The organism is Paenarthrobacter sp. 4246 (assembly GCF_040546855.1).
GTDB lineage: Bacteria > Actinomycetota > Actinomycetes > Actinomycetales > Micrococcaceae > Arthrobacter.
Window position 1 is genome coordinate 288662 of record NZ_JBEPOP010000004.1, and the last position, 16928, is coordinate 305589.

Genomic DNA, 16928 nt, shown 5'->3' on the forward strand with positions numbered 1-16928 from the left:
CCTAGCTGCCCTGTTGTCCGGCGCCGCCGTCCGCGCCACCATCTGCGCCACCATCGGCACCACCATCAGCACCGCCGTCGTGCGTGCCGGGGACGCCGTCCGCACCACCGTCAGCCGGGCCTTCTGCACCACCGTCTGCGCCGCCGTCGGCGCCACCATCGGCACCGCCGTCGTGCATGCCGGGGACGCCGTCCGCACCACCGTCAGCGGGGCCTTCTGCACCACCGTCTGCGCCGCCGTCGGCACCACCGTCTGCGCCGCCGTCGTGCATGCCGGGGACGCCGTCCGCACCACCGTCAGCGGGGCCTTCCTGCTGGCTTGGATCCTGCTCTGGAATAGACATGCTTCCTCCCGGGAATCGGACCGGGCGGTCTTCATCGATACCGCCCGTGATCACCATATCCACAGGAGTCTGCTGTGGGAACAGCTCGCGCGGGAGGAACTTGCTAGAGCCCGGGACGGACCATGCGATGTTCCGGCAGGGAGTACCAGGAGGGATCGCATAGTTGCTGTTTGCCGTCCGGAACAAAGCCGTTTCGCCGATAGAAGGCCTGGGCGCGCGGGTTGTGGTCCAGGACCCAGAGGTACGCCGGGCCATCGCCGATCAAGGCATCCACCAATGCTTGGCCAACTCCCCGGCCATGGATGCGTTCCAAGGTGTAGAGCATAAAAAGCTCCCGTTCGCAGGGGCTGTCCTCATCCCTGCCCGGGCCTGCGGCTCCGATGCCTACCAGGAGACCATCGGGATCGTGGGCCAGCATCCTGGAGTGACCCGCCGCGATGTAGTCCCGGTAGCGCTGGATGCGGTCGGGCAGCGCCGCTTCCTGTTTCTCGAAGAATACCGGGGGCAACAGGTGCCCGTAGCTTTCGCGCCACGACTGGACATGCATGAGGGCCATCGCTTCGGCGTCGTCCACCGTAGCGGGGCGAAGCGTGAAATCCACTAGCGCACCCGCGCTATCGCGAAACCGTCCCAGCCCTTGCTGCCCACCGTTTGGATGGCAGTGGCGTCCAGCCGCGGATCCTGGCCCATCATGTCCAGCATCTTGACGATGCCAGGCGCATTGACCTGATCCCGTTCCGGCTCCAGGATGGCGCCGTCCCAAATGACGTTGTCCACCACGATGACCGTGCCAGGGCGCCCCAGCCGGATAGCCCAGTCGAGGTAATTGGAGTCGTTTTCCTTGTCCGCATCGATGAAAACAAAATCAAACGATTCCTGCCCCACCAGCGTGGGAAGGGTGTCCAGGGCAGCGCCCACCCGGATATCCACTTTGTGCCCCACCCCGGCAGCATCAAGGTTGGCGCGTGCCACGTCCGCGTGCTTTTGGAGGAATTCGCACGTCACTATCCGCCCGTCGTCAGGCAGTCCCTGCGCCATCCACATACTGCTGAATCCCGCCAGGGTTCCGATCTCCAGGACCCGCCTGGCCCCCGACACCTGAACCAACATCCGGAGCAGCTTGCCTGCGTTGGGGGCTACTTCAATCGCCGGCATGCCGGCCTCGACGGCGGACGCCAGGGCCCGCTTATGGGCAGGATCAGGACGCACGACGACGTCAGTCAGGTAATGCTCGACGTCGACCCAACCAGGCTCGGCCACGTGTTCAATCATGGGCTACAGTCTGGCACCGGTGGCTTCGCTGGGGAAGGATCTAGTCCGTGGCGGAGATCGCCTCTTCGAGTCGTTCCACCTTGCCGGTCAGCTCGCCGCTGTACCCGGGCCTGATGTCGGCCTTGATCACCAGGGAGACACGGCTGCCGTAGCGGCCCACAGCTTCAGTGGCGCGCTTGACGACGTCGAAGACCTCGTCCCATTCGCCTTCGATGGTGGTGAACATGGAGTCCGTCTGGTTGGGCAGTCCGGATTCGCGGACGATCTTGACGGCGGCAGCGACGGCGTCGTGCACGGAAGCGTCGGGGGTGGGTCCGCCGTTGGTGGCGGATGCGGGCTGGCCCGAAGGGGCGACTGAGAAAGCAAGCAACATAGAATCCAGTGTTTCACGTACTGGTTTGTCATATAACGGCCTACTCCCGCGTAACAACGGGCCAAGGGCGCTCCGTTGCTACCCTGACAAGCATGGAACAGCCCTCTGAACGCAAGCCCCTCAGGGCAGACGCCGCACGCAATGTGGACAAGATCATCACCGCTGCCCGGCAATGCTTCCGGGAACACGGGCCCGACGTGCCCCTGCAGACCATTGCCGCCACCGCCGGGGTTGGCCCGGCCACGCTGTTCCGCAACTTCTCGGACAAAGAGCAACTTGTCCTCGCCGCGTTGTCACGCCAACTGCGCCAGCACGTAGACCCTGTCGCCGCAGCAGCCTTGGACGGCATGGACGCCGCAGAAGGACTCATCAACGTCATCGATGCCGTGATGCAGGTAGCCAGCGAAGACGCGAACCTCCTTGACGCCGTCGCAGGCCGCCGCGGACTCTTGATAGGCATCACCCGCGGCATCATCGGCTCCATGGCCACCCTCCTTGAACGGGGACAAGGCCAGGGTTCCTTGCGGCGCGACATCACCATCGAGGACATGGTCCGGCTTGTGGCCATGCTGATTGGCGCCGTGGACACCATGGAACCGGGCTCTGCGGCGTGGAAGCGTCCCGTGGCGTTGATTGAAGACGCCATCCGGACCGAGCGCCCGTCACGACCGCTTCCGGAACAGTCCGGCATTCCGGGTGTGACGCTGACCGAGGCTCTCTAGCCGCAGCCGATCGGCGCGGTCGAGTGGTGAGTCCTGCCCATCGCGGGACAGCTTATGGGGCACTAGGCTCGGTTGTATGAATTTTCCCCTGAGCACATACTCATCCAGCGGTTCTGAATCCGCTGCGGCGGCCGGCCTGGTCCTGCTGCTTATGGTCATTTACTTCGCAGTGGTCTTTGCGATCGTCGGCGTGCTCTACATGGGAATGTTCACCAAGGCAGGCCGCCCTGCGTGGGCAGCTTTTGTTCCGATCTACAACAGCATCAAGCTCATGGAGATCGCAGGCCGCCCCTGGTACTGGTTCTTGCTGTGCCTTATCCCGTTCGCAGGAATCTACTTCAGCATCGTGGCCCTCCACGACCTCTCCAAGTCGTTCGGCAAGGACGCCGGCTACACCGTTGGACTGGTCCTGTTGCCTGTGGTCTTCGTGCCGATGCTCTCCTACGGTTCGGCTCCCTATTTGGGTCCGGCGGCCGGGCGGCAATTCGTGGCCTACCCGCAGGGCTATGCCCAGCCTTTCCAGCAGGGCTATGCGCAGCCGCCGGTCCAGCAGGGTTATCCGCAGCCGCCGGTCCAGCAGCCCAATGGCCGGCAGTACCGCTAGCCCCAGCCCAGAAGCCTGAGGAGTGCCGCGGCCGCGGCGCCCGAAATCACCACCACCAGGAACGGTGCGCGAAGCCACAGCGCGACGGCGGCGGCTGCCAGGGCGCCGATGCGGGCATCAAGGACCAGTCCCTGTCCGGAGGCAACAGCGTTGACCACCGTCAGGGAGGCCAGCAGGCCAATGGTCATGGTGCCGGCCACGTGCATGATGCGGGGGCTCTCCAGCAGCTTGGCCGGAACGAAGTAGCCCACCAGCTTGGTGAGGTATGCCAGCGCACAGGCAATCAGGATCCATAGCCACAGGTTCACTGTGTGTCTCCATTCGCAGGCTTCCCATGCCGGTGTTTCTCCGCGTAGGGATCCACGTCCGGCTCCAGCCCTTCGTCCAGGCGTGCGTGGCTGAACCAGCCGATGACACCTGCCACCACGGCCGCCACCAGGATGGGAACGCCCGAGGGAACGAAGGGCACGGCCAGGATGGTAGCCAGTGCGCAGGCAGCAGCGATTGCCCAGGGCTCGCGGCCTTTCAACCGCGGCCAGAGCAGGGCCAGGAAAGCAGCAACCGCGGCCCCGTCCAAACCCCATTGTTTGGGGTCGCCCATCGCGTCCCCGGCCAGGGCCCCGATGGCCGTAAAGATATTCCAGAGAATGAATATACCGATTCCAGCAGTCCAGAACCCCCGGCGCTGCTCGTCGGAATCGGACTGGCCCGACGCCGTCGCTGTCGATTCGTCGATGGTGATGTGCGCCGAAACATAACGCTTCCATCCGCCAGGGCGGAGCATCGCGTTGATCTGCATGCCATAGATGCCGTTGCGCAACCCCAGCAAGGCGCTGGCCGTCATGGCCGCTACTCCGGAGCCACCGCCTGCCACAACACCAATGAAGGCGAACTGCGATCCGCCACTGAACAGCAACAGGCTCAACACCATGGTCTGCCAGAAATCGAACCCCGACGCCACGGAGAGGGCTCCAAAGGACACTCCGTAGAGGCCCGTGGCGATACTCAGGGACACAGCGACCTTGAAAGCCGGCGACTCCCTCAGCTTCACGGGAGCAGCACTGCCGCTCATTTCCGCAAGCTCCACGACCACAGGATCAGCGGAATCTGCAGGGGCAGGCGGACAGTATGGATGCGGCGCTCGGCGGCCGTGCCGTTGGGACCATAGGCACGGCGAAGTGCATCTATATGCCCGGCAAGGAATGCAGTGAACATCGCCGTGGTGGCGTCCGCGGCAACTTTTCGCGTGGCAGGGATCAGGAGCCCGACGGCGGCAGCCGCCTCGATCAGCCCGGACGAGGCAACCCATTCCTCGCGGGACATGACTGCCAGCGGTCCATTCGGGCGGCCAGCCGGCTCGTCGTTGCGGCATAGGTAGTCCGGCACCACCGGGTAGTAGAACTTAGGGGTGCGGAAGTGCTTCGCGGCGCTGGCCAGAAGCAGTGCGCTCAAAGCTACTGCGGACGTGGTTCGGGTTGCTTGTGCTGACCAGCGAAATGACATGAGACCACTCAATCACAAGCGGGGTGGCCGCCAAAGTCAGCTTGACACCATCAATTGCTTGAGGACCTGCGCCGGCTTGTTGGTGGTGATCTCATGGATACCAAGTCCCTGGCACAGGGCTACGTCCTTTTCCGAGTCCACGGTCCACACGCGGAATATACGCCCGGCTTCCAACCACCGCTGCACGTTACGCGCATGCTCCCTGATGTAGTCGATACCCGGGCCGGCAATTGATGCTTCGCCTGCGTCCAGGACACGCTCCGCCTCAAGCTGGGTAGCACGCATGACGTTGGCTACCGCACCGCCCGTCAGGAAGCCCAGCCCGAGTTCTTGCCGAAGCTCCTTCACAGTGAAGTCGTCCACCAGTTGGCACACGTGTTCTTTTGGCACGCTCTGCAGCAATCGTTGGACGGAATCGGTGTCGAAGCTCATGAAGGATATCCGGATGTTCTCCAGCCGGGATTCCACCGGCGTCCAGCCTTCTTCTTCCAGCAACGCCAACACCCTGTCCTCCAGCTTGAGCCGGTACGGACTGGGATGCTTGAGCTCAATCGCCAAACCAATCTCGCGGCCGGCCCCGCGCAGGATGTCCAGCAATTCCGGCAAGGTCAGGAATTGATCGGCCACTCCCCCGTACGCCTCGGGAATGCGTGCGCCCTTCCACGACGAGAAGTCCAGGGAGCGGAGCTCCTCCAACGTGTGCTCTGCCACCGGACCTGTGCCGGTGGACGTACGGTCCAGGTTCGCGTCATGCAGCAATACCACGTGCTGGTCCCGCGTCAGGTGGACATCGCACTCCACACCGTCGGCGCCGTCGGCGATTGCCTGCAGATAAGCAGCCCTGGTGTGCTCGGCGTAGGCTGCACTCGCGCCGCGATGGGCGTAGACCTTGGGCCGGCCTGGGGCGAAGTCGTCGCTAGTCATGCAGACACGGTAGCCCACCTCCGTGCATCTGCGGGGGCTACGCTGGGCTCATGCAGGTGAACTCTGAACAAATCCCAACTGAAGACGTCACCAACCCCAACCCGCTGCCCCACCAGCCGCGTTCCGCAGGTTCCGCGCGCGCAGCTTCCACTCGCCCCGGTTCCGCTCGCGCACGGCGGGGCGCCGCCGTCGACCTTTCAGCGGGTGACATGGAAAAAGCGGCCGCGCTGCTCCGCATGAAACGGTTGGCGCTGGCGCTACTGATCGCCATGGCGGTGATCTTCACCGTGGCGTTCGCGTTCCAGAAGCAGTATCCGTGGCTGGAATACGTCCGGGCGGCAGCCGAAGGCGGCATGGTGGGCGCGTTGGCCGACTGGTTCGCCGTGACGGCGCTGTTCAAGTACCCCATGGGCCTGAAGATCCCCCACACGGCCATCATTCCGCGCCGCAAGGATCAGATCGGCGAGTCACTCAGTGACTTCGTGGAGAGCAATTTCCTCTCCCAGGAGGTTGTGCAGGACAAGTTGGCCAGCATCGATATTGCCCGCAAGGCCGGCACATGGTTGTCGGCGCCGGGCGGAGCCGAACGCGTGGCTAAGGAAGGCGGCGCAATCATCCGTGGCGCCTTCACAGTCCTGAACGACGACGACGTGCAGGCAGTCATCGAGGGAATGGTCCGTAAGCACCTGCTGACCCCGCCGTGGGGGCCGCCCGTGGGCCGAATGGCTGAACGGATCTTCGCGGACGGCCACCACCACACCCTGGTTGACCTCTTGGTTGACCGCGCCGCCGACTGGGTGGATGCAAACCACGCCACCGTCAACCGGCTGGTATCGGATCGCTCGCCCCTCTGGGTGCCCACGTTCGTGGACGGTCTGGTGGGCGACAGGGTGTATGTGGAGCTCTCCAAATTTGTCCGCGCTGTTCAGTCGGACCAGAACCACCAGGTGCGCCAGTCGATCGACGCCTACCTGAAGGATCTGGCCCAGGACCTTCAGCATGATCCCGCCATGATCGAGCGCGCAGAGTCCATCAAAGCCCAGATCCTCGGCGACCCCGAGGTCCGCGAACTGGCGTCCCGCACGTGGGGAACCGTGAAGACTGCGTTGCTCAACGCCGTCGATGATCCGCAGAGTGAACTGAGCCAGCGCTTCAAGGGCGCCGTTCGCGATTTCGGTACACGGCTGGTCAACGACGCCGAACTGGCCGACAAGGTCAACGCCTGGATCGGAGACGCGGCGGGTTACTTGGTGAACACGTACCGCTCGGACATCGCAGGCGTCATCTCTGACACCGTGGCGCGTTGGGATGCCGAGGAAACGTCCCAGAAGATCGAACTGCAGGTGGGCAAGGACCTCCAGTACATCCGCATTAACGGCACCGTGGTGGGCGCCTTGGCCGGACTCGCGATCTTTACGGTGGCGCACCTGCTGTTCGGCTAGTCCCCGGCGGCGCTCTGGAGCTATCCCGTGGCCCTGGCGCAGAAGCTCTGAAGGGAGGCACTTCCATGTTGAAGCACGTCGCTGACGGCGTTCTGGTTCATGAGAGCGAATTCATCCAGAGCAACTGCACGGTGGTGCAGGGCCGGGACGGTGTCCTGCTGGTCGACCCAGGCATTACGGTCAACGAAATGGCCGCCATCGCGGATGACCTCCGCGAGTTGGGCCAGGGCGTTGTGGCCGGCTTCTCCACGCACCCCGACTGGGACCATGTGCTCTGGCACCCTGACTTCGGCAGCCCTCCTGATCGAGGGAGCCGGTGTCTTGGTATCCGGCGACATGCTGTCCGACATCCTGATGCCATTCCTCGACCTTGAGGCAGCAGATCCGCTCAATGACTACCTTAAAGCGCTGCGGCTCTTCGATTCCGTGGCCGACGATGTTGTTGCCATCGTCCCGGGCCACGGCTCAGTGGGCTCTGCTGGGCAGTTGCGGGAACGCATTGCTCAGGATCGCGCCTATGTGCAGGCGCTGCTGGATGACCGTGAAACCGATGACCCGAGGGTTGGCCCGTCCGCTCCTCTGGAGTGGCTGGCCGACGTCCATGGGTGGCAGGTTCAGCGGCTCGCCGAAAAACGGCGGAGCTGGGATTTCTCATGAAATGCCGTTCTTGAGAAAATCAACATCGCGTTTTCTCAGCCGAGCAGGTGGACCATCTGCCCTGGCCTTGCTTGGCCGATCAGGTCCAGGTCTTCGTCCCGCACCACGGCAATCACCGGCGATTTTGCCTTTGCCGGACGGCCAGCCAACGCAATGACGGGAAGGCCCGACGGCGGCAGCACCACTGCGCCCAAGGCCAACGGTTGAGGATGGGCTGCTTGGGTTTCGGCGGCTGGGGCCGTTCGGCCAACTTCAAGCGGCCGACCCGTCAGCCGCGCACCCACACGATCCGATTCCTGCGAGAGAGTCCACGGTTCCGTGGTCAACCGGAGCCACGTGCCGGTGTCGATATTCTGAGCCTGCGGGTCGTTCGGCCCGTCTGGCACACGTGAAACCCTGGCAACTACCGCTCTCTCGGGGTCCAGTGCCCGCCGGGCGGTGTGGGTGACCTCGGGGAAACCCTGGCCGTGTGGCTTTCCGAACGTCACGGACGAACCGGCGGACAGCGCTTCGCCGGGCACCGACACACCACCTTGGACCCCTACGTAATAACGGATCCCAAATAACGCCGGGCCGAACTCCAACACTGCTCCGGGAGCTACCCTGATCGCTTTGTTCAGCGGAAACTCTGAGCCGTTGAGCGTCACCACACCCTCGGCGCCAGTGACTGCCACGGCCGATCCGGTCACGAACCTGAGCTTCAGGCCGCCCACCAGCACCTCGAGTCCGCCCGCATGTTCCGGATTTCCCAGCAAGGCGTTCGCCAGGTGCAGGGACTTCCGGTCCAGGGCTTGATCGGGCTTGAGGGCAAGCGTCAGAGTTCCAGGGACCACCACCACTGCACCCATCCGGCCAACCTTCCCTTACAAACCAGCAGAACGTGGATTACGCACCATCAGGTCTAGGCAAACGGCTCAATCTGAACACCGGCTTGCTCAAGGCCTTCCCGGACAGCAGCGGCCATGTTGACAGCCCCCGGTGTGTCTCCGTGAATGCACAGGGAATCAGCCACTACGGGGACGACAGTTCCGTCGATGGCCAGGATTTCCTTGCGCGTGGCCAACCTTACGGCCTGAGCCACCACCGCAGCGGGGTCATGCAGCACTGCGCCGTCCTGGTTACGGGGTACCAGCGTGCCGTCCGGAAGGTAGGCACGGTCCACGAACGCCTCGCGGAATACTGGATGACCGGATTCTTCGGCGAGCTTCAGCCATTCGGAGCCCGGCAGGCCAAGTACGGGGAGCCCGGGATCATAGGCGTGGACGGCCGCGACCACGGCTTCGGCCTGCTCGGTATCACGGACAATCCGGTTGTAGAGCGCGCCGTGCGGCTTCACGTAGTCCACCGATGCTCCCACAGCGTGGGCCACCCCATCGAGGGCGCCGAGTTGATACAAAACGTCGCCGAAGAGTTCGTCGAAGGTCATGTCCAGGGAACGCCGGCCAAAGCCCGCCAGGTCCCGGTAGCCCACATGCGCTCCTACTCGGACATCCAGTTCAAACGCCGCCCGGCAGCTGTCCAACATGGTGAGAGGATCACCAGCGTGGAAGCCACAGGCCACGTTGGCACTGCTCACGATGCGGAACATCGAGGCGTCGTCACCCATGATCCAGGAGCCGAAAGACTCCCCGAGATCAGCGTTCAGGTCCACTGTTACCGCCTTCCAGCGTGAGGGTTTCTGCCGCTTCGGGAGCGACGCCATTCTTTGGTGCATTGGGGAGCAGCTCACCCGGGATGGTGTCCGGCAGGGGACCGAAGGCTTCCTTGGCGGTGGAAACCACGGCGCGGCCCATCATGAGGTTGCCGGCACCACCCACCACTGCGCCCACGCCGAAAGGCAGGGCACGGCCCAGGAACGCGGTCCCCTGGCGCTTCACAAGGTTCTTGAGGAAGGCCCGCTGGATGGAGTCGCGGATGACGCCAAAGCCGCTTCCCGGAATCTTCTTGGTGAGGGTTCTGCCCCATGCGTTGGTTACGCCCTTGCCGCGGCCGAGCGATTGGCCACTCAGTGCCCCGAGCATGGACGTGCCTTCTTCGCCCAGCATGATGGCCATGACCATGGTTTGCGCACGTACGGGATCAGTCAGCCGGATGCCGTGGAGCTCCGCCAAGGACGACGCATAGAGCGCGGTGGTCTCCAGGAAGCCCACGGTGGCGAGCGCGGAAAGTCCCAGGGACGCCGCAGTTCCGATGCCAGGAACGACGGCCGTTGCACCCACCGCTGCACCTCCACCGGAAATGGCGAGCAAGTAGTGGCGCTCCAGTTTCGCTGCGAGCTGGGCAGGGGTGTCATGTGGGTGTCTGCGTTGCAGCCTGCGCAGGTTGGCCAGCACCAAGGGGCGCTGGACTTCGACAGCCTTCAGCAGGACATTATGGACGCCGGGCTTGGTGTTGCCTTCCTGATCGAAGACTGCGTTATGGGCTGTCTCTTGGGCGATTTTCACCGCCGGGTTGGGTCGCTTGGGCATCTTCACCTCTCCTTGACAGCTGGGTTGTCATACTGGGAACTGTTGGATTCAGCCTATGCCACACCCCTGACCTGCGAGACCTCCCCGGGGCGGTATGTGGATACTATTCCGCGCACAGCGGACGTTGCAGCAGTGCTCCCGCGGCGTAGACTGGGGGCACCCACGGAAGCGGTCCACCCAGGACGGGAAGTATCCGTTATGAACGCCTCGGAAAAGAACGAACACGTCATCCGACACCACACCGACGCCCCGGCCGAGGGTGAAACGGAGGGCTGGGTTTCGCACGATACCGGCATCCACAGCCAGGATCCGGCGGAAGGCCCGGACATCGACGACGACGTACCGCCGTCGGGCGCTTCATAACCCAGGTCCCTACCGCTCTCGCCATCGGCAGGCGCGCCTTCCACAGCGCCAACTCCCAGGTCTAGGCTGGTGAAATGGCTGCGTTAAGAGCGCTGCGTCCGTTTGCGCACCGGGAATTCCGTGTACTGATTTCCGCGCTGTCCATTTCCATTTTTGGATCGGGCATGTGGGCAGTGGCGATGGTCTATGAAGTGATCCACCTCGGCGGCGGTCCGTTGGAACTGTCGCTGGTGGCCACTGCTGCCAGCCTGGGCCTGGTGGGTTTCGTGCTGGCCGGAGGCATCGCGGCCGACAGACTCCCTCAACGGCTCCTGATTATTGCGGTAGAAGGCGCCAACCTGGCAGTCATCGCGACCATCACGGCGCTGGCCATGCTTGACGTGCTTGAGCTGTGGCATCTGGCCATCGGCGCTTTTGTCCTGGGTGTGGGGCAGGCGTTCTTCTTCCCTGCGTACTCGGCGATCCTTCCGCGTATCCTGCCTGCCGACGATCTCCTGGCCGCCAATGGCTTGGAGGGCACCGTGAGGCCGGTCCTGCAACAGGCAGCGGGCCCGGCACTTGCCGGAATCCTGGTGGCAGCGCTGTCTCCGGCGCACGCTGTGGCAGGAGTTGCCGTGTGTCATTTGCTGGCCTTCGGAATCGTGAACTTCCTGAGCCGGCAGACTCTGGGAGTGGACGCTGTTGGTACCGACGGGACACCGGCGAAGTCGTCCCTCTTCAAGGACCTCGCGGAGGGATTCAGCTACACCATCCGGACCCCTTGGCTGCTGTGGACCCTCATCTGGGCCTGCTTGTCCGTGCTGTTACTCATCGGACCCATCGAGGTCCTGCTGCCCTTCGTTGTCCAGGACCAGTTGGGCGGCGACTCGAGGATGTTCGGCTTCCTGCTGGCCATCATGGGCGTAGGAAGCGCCATCGCCGCGCTGGCTACCGCATCCCTTCGCCTCCCCCGCCGCTACCTGACAGTCATGGTGCTGACATGGGGCCTTGGCAGCCTGCCCGTGGCGGCCATTGGGTTCATGAACAGCTTTTGGATGCTCGGCGCTGCCATGCTCATTTTCGGAGTCACCGAAGGGATCGGCACTGTCATCTGGGGAACGTTGCTGCAGCGGCGCGTGCCACGGCATCTGCTGGGCCGGATTTCCAGCCTGGACTTCTTTGTTTCCCTGGCCCTGATGCCGGTTTCCATGGCCCTCGCCGGCCCCCTCGCGGAGGTGGTTCCGATCTGGCTGATCTTCTTCGTCGGCGGCCTGGCGTGCCCCATCATGGCTTTTGTTGCCCTCTTCGTGGCACGCATGCTGACGGATGAGATCCAGAATCCCTTGACCTCAGGTGCCTCCGATGCTGAGACTGCAGACACCCAGCCCGACGCTGTGTAGCTTGGGCACCACCCCCGGAAGGACACACCATGGCCGCAGGAACCAAAAGACGATCCGTGGCAGCTCACCACTCCCCCGGGACCCTCCAACTACACCATGTATACGGACAATCCCGTGGGTGGCTGGTACGGATTGCGCAAGGGCTACCGTGGCCGCTTCGGAATGTACATGCCTCCTCTGCTGGAGGCCCTCGGTTTGGCTGAACTGACGCATGAGAAGCGGAACAACAGCATGCGGGCCATCAGATGACATCCCTGGACTTTTCCCTGCGGCGTCGAGCCATGGCGAGATCCGGCCCTGCCGGGTGAGACCGTCAGCAGGCACTGCTCCCAGCCGGGCTACTTGCCGGCAGCCAGTGTGCCGATCTGATCCCCGCCTTGGCCGAAAACAGCCAGTTTTCCGTCTTCCTGGATCTTGGCGGTGGCAGCGTTCGAGAGCCACGTGTCAACGCCTTGGCAAGCCATCCGGGTAGACGAGAAACCTCCGAACGATACGGTTTTTCCGTCCTCTTTCCAGGAGCCGACGAGCCTGTTGCAACCATCCGTTCCGGTGGCACTGCCGTCAGACTTCATGTCAAGGGAGGGTTGCTTGGCGTTACTGGTATCACCCCAGACTCCGACGAACGGGCTGGTGCCGCTTCCCGCGCAGCCCGCCAGGAAAGCAGCAGCTACGAATGCCAAGGAAACAACGCGGACAATGCGGGTCTGGGTCTGCGCCATGCGGTCAGTCTAGGTTCACTGCAGGATCATGCACCATAGTCCGGACCCGCTGGCTGTGGGCTTCCGGCGGCACCCACAATGCTGCAGTTAACCGGATCGTGCGGCCGGTCGCGACTCAGACGACCGACCGCACTAGCCCGGTTTACGCAGCGACGGCGCCCCGGGCGGGCCCCAGAACCCGCCACACCCATCGCTGCTAACTCCGTCGGTGAACCGCAACGCAGCCGAAAAGGGCAACGGCCCAGTCCGCGGTTCAACGACATGGGCACTCAATATGTGCGTTGACCTGCGGAAACGTGACGCGGCGTTTGGAGAATTATTTGGCTTTGATGATTTCGGCCGTAATAAGCAGCATTTGCGGGACTGAGCCCCGTTGCTTCCACGTGCACGGTTTAATGGGCTCCATGAGCACCGTAGATCCGATCGCCGCCAGGAAACTCCGCGCCAACAAACGCCCTGGTCCGGTCCGCATTGCGCTGCCGCTGGGCTTCCAGTTCATCGGCGGACTCGCAGCAGGCTACGGCTGGCCTCATCTGGCAGTACTGGAAGACGTCGAGCCTCCGGCCCTCGCCATGACCGCCATCATCACGAGCATCCCCCTGCTCGTCCTGAGCTCCATCGCCTGGACTGCGGTGGCCATCAGGAGCAGCAATCTCGGGCTGGCACTGGGCGGAACCTTGGCGTGGCTGGGTGCCACGCTTGGGGTGGGAGCCGCCGCCGTCCAACTGAACTATCCATCGATACTCATGTGGGTTGCCACCGGGTGCCTCGCCATTTTCCTGTTCTTCGGCAGCCTGGGGATCATCGGCGCAAGGGCCCGCAGGAGCGCCGCCCGAAGGGAGGCGGAAGTAATGAGCACTGGCACCATGACGTCCGCCAGGGTCACCGACAAGGGCTACCTCTCGTTCAGCGACAGCTCGAAGATCCTTACCACTGTCACGTTCACGTTCCATGATCTGAATGGAATCCAACGCTGGGTCCAACGGGCACTGCTGATCACAGCCGCAGAGCCTGTAGTAGATGGTCAGGAGACCACCCTCTGGTACGACCCCATGGATCCGGGTAACGACAAGAAGATCGTCGTAAAACTGGCCAAGGACATGCCTTTGCGCCAACCCTGAACAACAACGCCTCCCGAATTCGCATCACATTTCCGCTGTTCCGCCCACATATCAGTAGACGGAAAAACACCAATGGATGCGCCCAGGAGCATGATGTGAAGTCACCAAACGGAATGGCCATGACGGCCTCCTTTGCGTTTACCGACGCACCGGATATCCACCTGTTGTTTATGGCGGGGCTGGTCTTCCTGGCCGGCGTGGCTGGGGTGGGCGCGGTGACGCTCCTGCTGTTGTTGGCACCTTTCGCCGCGCTGCTGGTGGCCCGGCCTCGGACGAGAAAGACCCTCGAAAGGACCACCGCGCCTGCTGCTCCCGGCACAATCCCCTTCCTGCGCAAGAGGCCCGACGGCGGTGCATGGCGCCTACCGCCGTCGGGTACCCGGAGCGATGAAGCAGCTTAGACCCAGCCGCCGGCGTCGTGGCGTTTCTCCTTGTGACTCTGACGCGGTTTCACATGTCTGCCCAGCAACAGCACGGCAGCGTTGGCCGCGACGATCAATGCAATGCCGGCCCACTGACCCACGGCAAGTTCCTCGTGCAGGGCAACTGCCCCGATCAGCGCAGCGAACACGGGGTTGATGCTCATGAGCACGCCGAACAGATTGGCAGGAACCCTCCGCAGAGCGATAAGGTCTGCCACGTATGGGAGCACGGACGCCAGAACCCCTGCGCAAACTGCGCACAGGACCGAAAATACGTCTGCAGGCTGAGTCATGAAAATCACGACGGCGACGGGCAGGAACAGCGTGGCGGACACCCCTGTTGCGGCCGCCGTCCCGTGAATGCCCTGAACGCGCCGGCCGACGGTCCGGTTGAGGAGAATGTAGGCCGCCCAGCTGCAGGCAGCAATGAGACCCAGCCCTATGCCCACGAAGTCCATGGATGCCTGGGGTTGCGTTATGGCGATGACGCCCGCCGCTGCCGCCACTGCGCACAGGGCGCTGCCCTTCTGTCGCGAGCTGATCAGCGCCACGGCAAGCGGCCCCAGGAACTCCAGCGTCACCGCCAAGCCGAGGCCAATCCTTTGAATGGACGCGTACAGGCCAAGATTCATGGTCCCGAAGGACACAGCGAGCAGGAGAATGGGCCACCACTGGGACCACCCCAGTTCGCGCAGCCGGGGCCGGACCAGCGGCAATAGCACTATGGCCGCTATCAGTTGTCGGACCGCCACTACGCCCACAGGGCCCAAGGCAGGGAAGGCGAGGGAGCCCGTTGCGGCACCCAGCTGATTGGACAGTGCACTGGCGACGAGGGTGGCCGCTCCACCGACTCTCCTGGTCGGCTGCGGGCTGGCTGCACCTACTCCCATGGTCTCGATCATGGGGAAATTCTGCGCTTCCGCCGTGCATCCGCTAAATGCATGGATGCCACTATTTATACGCTGAGCGCATGAATAGGATGGCCCTATGGATGTTGAGCTGAGGCAGCTTCGCTGCTTGGTGGCAGTAGTGGACGAAGGCACCTTCACCGATGCCGCCATAGAGTTGCGCATGTCCCAAGCAGCGGTGTCACGCAACATCGCAGGCTTGGAACGAACCCTGGGTGTCAGGCTCGTGGAACGAACCACCAGAAGCGCCCGCCTCACAACCGCCGGCGAGCGCGCTGTGGCCAAGGCACGGCGCATCCTCGCCCTCCTGGCAGATCTGGAACGCGACGCAGGAACAGGTACGGGAAAGTTCCGGATCGGCTACGCCTGGTCAGCTTTGGGCGAGCACACCACCGAATTCCAGCGGCGATGGGCTGTCGCCTTCCCCGCCACCGAGCTTCAACTGGTCCGTTCCAACACACCCACCGCCGGCCTTGCTGACGGAAGCACCGACCTTGCCATCCTCCGCCGCCTGACTGAAGCTGACGCCGTCGAGCATGTCCGGATCAGTGCCGAAAAACGCTACTGCGCCATGGCGTCGGATGATGTGTTGGCGTCGAAGAGGTCGGTGACACTGGCGCAGATCGCCCAAAAGCCCGTGGCGATGGATCTACGGACGGGCAGCACCACGCCGGAGCTTTGGCCTGAGGATGCCGGGCCGCCAAAGGTTGTCCCCACCCAGGACGTTGACGACTGGTTGACGCTCATCGGCGGCGGTAAAGCCCGCGGCATCACGGCGGAATCCACCGCACACCAATATCGACGACGGGGCGTAACCTACCGCCCGGTGCGGGACGCACCACCGGTTCCCGTATACGCGGCGTGGTCCAGGAAGGATCCGCCACGCGAGCGGGATCAGATTGTGGAGCTGCTGATGGGGTTGTACGGCTAGTTCAGTCCACCAAGCACGGTTCAGTCCACCAAGCACAGTTCAGTCCTCGAACCGCAGGTGGTTTTCGGTGCTGCCACTCAAGTGCGCGATGATGTCCGATGCGACGGCATGCAGTTTCTGGTTCCTGTGACTGGAAGCTTTGGTCAGGAACTCGAAGGCTTCGTCCTGGGTGCAACGGCTCTGGGCCATGATGACGCCACATGCCAGGTCAATAACAGTTCTGGAAGACATTGCTGTTTTCAGGTCCGCGTTGAGTTGCTCTACGGTTTCGATCCTGATGGCAAGACGCAAGGTACTGCCGGTGACCTCCGTGAAAGCGGCAGCTTCCTCGATCACAGCTTGCGTGAAAGTGCCGGCTTTGGGCGCGAAGAAGTTGATGACCGCCTGGGAGGTCTCGCCAAGGTCCATGGGCACGCCCAAGGCTGAGCGAATACCCTCAGCAGCCAAGGCCCGGCTGTACTCCGGCCAGCTGGTGTCGGTGGCAACGTCTGCCAGCAGCACCGGACGGCCTGCGTCCAGCGCTTCCAGGCAAGGGCCCTGCCCAAGGGACTGTTCGATCTTGTCCAGATGCACCGCCCTCTCACTGCTGCCCGCAACGGTGGCGGTGCGCTTGCGGCGGCGCAGCGTGAGTGCACAGTCGATCTTTTCGCCGGCAACTTTGCTCATCGCATCGGACGCGAAGCCGGTTACGCCGTTGAGGATCGCATGGATATCCGCGCTGCCGACCACCAGCTCGTGCAGGCTTCGGATGTGTTCAGCACTCCCATTGGGTTCCAT

General features: G+C 63.4%; 25 protein-coding genes. 11 read left to right on the forward strand and 14 right to left on the reverse strand.

Annotated elements, in window-relative coordinates:
* Position 1: 1 nt before the first annotated feature.
* The 4 genes from ABIE35_RS09220 to ABIE35_RS09235 all read right to left on the reverse strand — a co-directional run bounded on the left by ABIE35_RS09220 (position 2) and on the right by ABIE35_RS09235 (position 1988).
* On the reverse strand, positions 2-343 hold the full coding sequence (locus tag ABIE35_RS09220; protein WP_354514277.1) for a BatC protein: 342 nt from the start codon (positions 341-343) through the stop codon (positions 2-4).
* Between the two features lie 103 nt (positions 344-446).
* On the reverse strand, positions 447-944 hold the full coding sequence (locus tag ABIE35_RS09225; protein WP_354514279.1) for a GNAT family N-acetyltransferase: 498 nt from the start codon (positions 942-944) through the stop codon (positions 447-449).
* Positions 944-1615, reverse strand: coding sequence for an O-methyltransferase (locus ABIE35_RS09230; protein WP_354514281.1), 672 nt, complete (start codon positions 1613-1615; stop codon positions 944-946). The genes ABIE35_RS09225 and ABIE35_RS09230 overlap by 1 nt, the downstream gene beginning before the upstream one ends.
* Positions 1616-1655: 40 nt before the next feature.
* Positions 1656-1988, reverse strand: a complete 333-nt coding sequence (locus ABIE35_RS09235) for a thiamine-binding protein (protein ID WP_354514283.1) — start codon at positions 1986-1988, stop codon at positions 1656-1658.
* 92 nt (positions 1989-2080) lie between these two features.
* Between ABIE35_RS09235 and ABIE35_RS09240 the strand changes: the two genes are divergently transcribed.
* Both ABIE35_RS09240 and ABIE35_RS09245 read left to right on the forward strand, forming a co-directional pair.
* On the forward strand, positions 2081-2710 hold the full coding sequence (locus tag ABIE35_RS09240) for a TetR/AcrR family transcriptional regulator (protein ID WP_354514285.1): 630 nt from the start codon (positions 2081-2083) through the stop codon (positions 2708-2710).
* Positions 2711-2786: 76 nt separating this feature from the next.
* Positions 2787-3314: a DUF5684 domain-containing protein gene (locus ABIE35_RS09245; protein ID WP_354514287.1), complete on the forward strand. Its 528-nt coding sequence runs from the start codon at positions 2787-2789 to the stop codon at positions 3312-3314.
* Here the strand turns inward: ABIE35_RS09245 and ABIE35_RS09250 are convergent.
* From ABIE35_RS09250 to ABIE35_RS09265, 4 genes are read right to left on the reverse strand one after another with little or no spacing between them, the layout of a single operon-like run.
* Positions 3311-3622 (reverse strand): AzlD domain-containing protein, encoded by a 312-nt coding sequence (locus ABIE35_RS09250; RefSeq protein ID WP_089593385.1) that lies wholly within the window; start codon positions 3620-3622, stop codon positions 3311-3313. The two genes, ABIE35_RS09245 and ABIE35_RS09250, sit on opposite strands and share 4 nt — an antisense overlap.
* Entirely contained in the window at positions 3619-4386 is a 768-nt protein-coding gene (locus ABIE35_RS09255) for an AzlC family ABC transporter permease (RefSeq protein WP_354514290.1), read from the reverse strand. Before ABIE35_RS09255 ends, ABIE35_RS09250 begins: the two co-directional genes overlap by 4 nt.
* The gene (locus ABIE35_RS09260; RefSeq protein WP_354514292.1) at positions 4383-4817 is read right to left on the reverse strand and encodes a DoxX family protein; all 435 of its coding nucleotides are present in this window, start codon (positions 4815-4817) and stop codon (positions 4383-4385) included. Before ABIE35_RS09260 ends, ABIE35_RS09255 begins: the two co-directional genes overlap by 4 nt.
* Before the next feature lie 36 nt (positions 4818-4853).
* Entirely contained in the window at positions 4854-5741 is an 888-nt protein-coding gene (locus ABIE35_RS09265) for a glycerophosphodiester phosphodiesterase (RefSeq protein WP_354514294.1), read from the reverse strand.
* A 50-nt stretch (positions 5742-5791) separates the two neighbouring features.
* Here ABIE35_RS09265 and ABIE35_RS09270 point away from each other — a divergent pair, with 50 nt between their 5' ends.
* From ABIE35_RS09270 to ABIE35_RS09280, 3 genes are all read left to right on the forward strand, one after another.
* The gene (locus tag ABIE35_RS09270) at positions 5792-7183 is read left to right on the forward strand and encodes a DUF445 domain-containing protein (protein WP_354514296.1); all 1392 of its coding nucleotides are present in this window, start codon (positions 5792-5794) and stop codon (positions 7181-7183) included.
* A gap of 65 nt (positions 7184-7248) precedes the next feature.
* On the forward strand, positions 7249-7557 hold the full coding sequence (locus tag ABIE35_RS09275; RefSeq protein WP_354514298.1) for an MBL fold metallo-hydrolase: 309 nt from the start codon (positions 7249-7251) through the stop codon (positions 7555-7557).
* A complete protein-coding gene (locus tag ABIE35_RS09280) occupies positions 7451-7840 on the forward strand; it encodes an MBL fold metallo-hydrolase (RefSeq protein WP_354514687.1) in 390 nt (129 codons plus the stop codon). Before ABIE35_RS09275 ends, ABIE35_RS09280 begins: the two co-directional genes overlap by 107 nt.
* A 35-nt stretch (positions 7841-7875) precedes the next feature.
* On the opposite strand, the gene ABIE35_RS09285 is transcribed toward ABIE35_RS09280, so the two are convergent.
* The 3 genes from ABIE35_RS09285 to ABIE35_RS09295 are packed head-to-tail and all read right to left on the reverse strand — an operon-like array spanning position 7876 to position 10308.
* Entirely contained in the window at positions 7876-8688 is an 813-nt protein-coding gene (locus ABIE35_RS09285) for a 5-oxoprolinase subunit C family protein (protein ID WP_354514300.1), read from the reverse strand.
* A 53-nt stretch (positions 8689-8741) separates the two neighbouring features.
* Positions 8742-9491, reverse strand: a complete 750-nt coding sequence (locus ABIE35_RS09290; RefSeq protein WP_354514302.1) for a LamB/YcsF family protein — start codon at positions 9489-9491, stop codon at positions 8742-8744.
* Positions 9475-10308: a hypothetical protein gene (locus tag ABIE35_RS09295; RefSeq protein WP_207595973.1), complete on the reverse strand. Its 834-nt coding sequence runs from the start codon at positions 10306-10308 to the stop codon at positions 9475-9477. Before ABIE35_RS09295 ends, ABIE35_RS09290 begins: the two co-directional genes overlap by 17 nt.
* Positions 10309-10506: 198 nt before the next feature.
* Here ABIE35_RS09295 and ABIE35_RS09300 point away from each other — a divergent pair, with 198 nt between their 5' ends.
* The 3 genes from ABIE35_RS09300 (at position 10507) to ABIE35_RS09310 (ending at position 12299) form a co-directional block, all read left to right on the forward strand.
* A complete protein-coding gene (locus tag ABIE35_RS09300) occupies positions 10507-10671 on the forward strand; it encodes a hypothetical protein (RefSeq protein WP_207595972.1) in 165 nt (54 codons plus the stop codon).
* Between the two features lie 74 nt (positions 10672-10745).
* On the forward strand, positions 10746-12050 hold the full coding sequence (locus ABIE35_RS09305) for an MFS transporter (RefSeq protein WP_354514305.1): 1305 nt from the start codon (positions 10746-10748) through the stop codon (positions 12048-12050).
* 96 nt (positions 12051-12146) lie between these two features.
* The gene (locus tag ABIE35_RS09310; protein WP_354514307.1) at positions 12147-12299 is read left to right on the forward strand and encodes a DUF6855 family protein; all 153 of its coding nucleotides are present in this window, start codon (positions 12147-12149) and stop codon (positions 12297-12299) included.
* 89 nt (positions 12300-12388) lie between these two features.
* On the opposite strand, the gene ABIE35_RS09315 is transcribed toward ABIE35_RS09310, so the two are convergent.
* Positions 12389-12769, reverse strand: coding sequence for an META domain-containing protein (locus tag ABIE35_RS09315; RefSeq protein ID WP_354514309.1), 381 nt, complete (start codon positions 12767-12769; stop codon positions 12389-12391).
* Between the two features lie 404 nt (positions 12770-13173).
* Between ABIE35_RS09315 and ABIE35_RS09320 the strand changes: the two genes are divergently transcribed.
* Both ABIE35_RS09320 and ABIE35_RS09325 read left to right on the forward strand, forming a co-directional pair.
* Positions 13174-13890 (forward strand): hypothetical protein, encoded by a 717-nt coding sequence (locus ABIE35_RS09320; protein ID WP_354514311.1) that lies wholly within the window; start codon positions 13174-13176, stop codon positions 13888-13890.
* Positions 13891-13985: 95 nt separating this feature from the next.
* Complete coding sequence (locus tag ABIE35_RS09325; protein ID WP_354514313.1) at positions 13986-14291, forward strand: hypothetical protein; 306 nt, start codon at positions 13986-13988, stop codon at positions 14289-14291.
* Here ABIE35_RS09325 and ABIE35_RS09330 read toward each other — a convergent pair.
* Entirely contained in the window at positions 14288-15214 is a 927-nt protein-coding gene (locus tag ABIE35_RS09330; protein ID WP_354514315.1) for an EamA family transporter, read from the reverse strand. The two genes, ABIE35_RS09325 and ABIE35_RS09330, sit on opposite strands and share 4 nt — an antisense overlap.
* Before the next feature lie 85 nt (positions 15215-15299).
* Here ABIE35_RS09330 and ABIE35_RS09335 point away from each other — a divergent pair, with 85 nt between their 5' ends.
* The gene (locus ABIE35_RS09335; protein ID WP_354514317.1) at positions 15300-16151 is read left to right on the forward strand and encodes a LysR family transcriptional regulator; all 852 of its coding nucleotides are present in this window, start codon (positions 15300-15302) and stop codon (positions 16149-16151) included.
* A gap of 39 nt (positions 16152-16190) precedes the next feature.
* Here ABIE35_RS09335 and ABIE35_RS09340 read toward each other — a convergent pair whose 3' ends face one another.
* Positions 16191-16928, reverse strand: a complete 738-nt coding sequence (locus ABIE35_RS09340) for a GAF and ANTAR domain-containing protein (protein WP_354514319.1) — start codon at positions 16926-16928, stop codon at positions 16191-16193.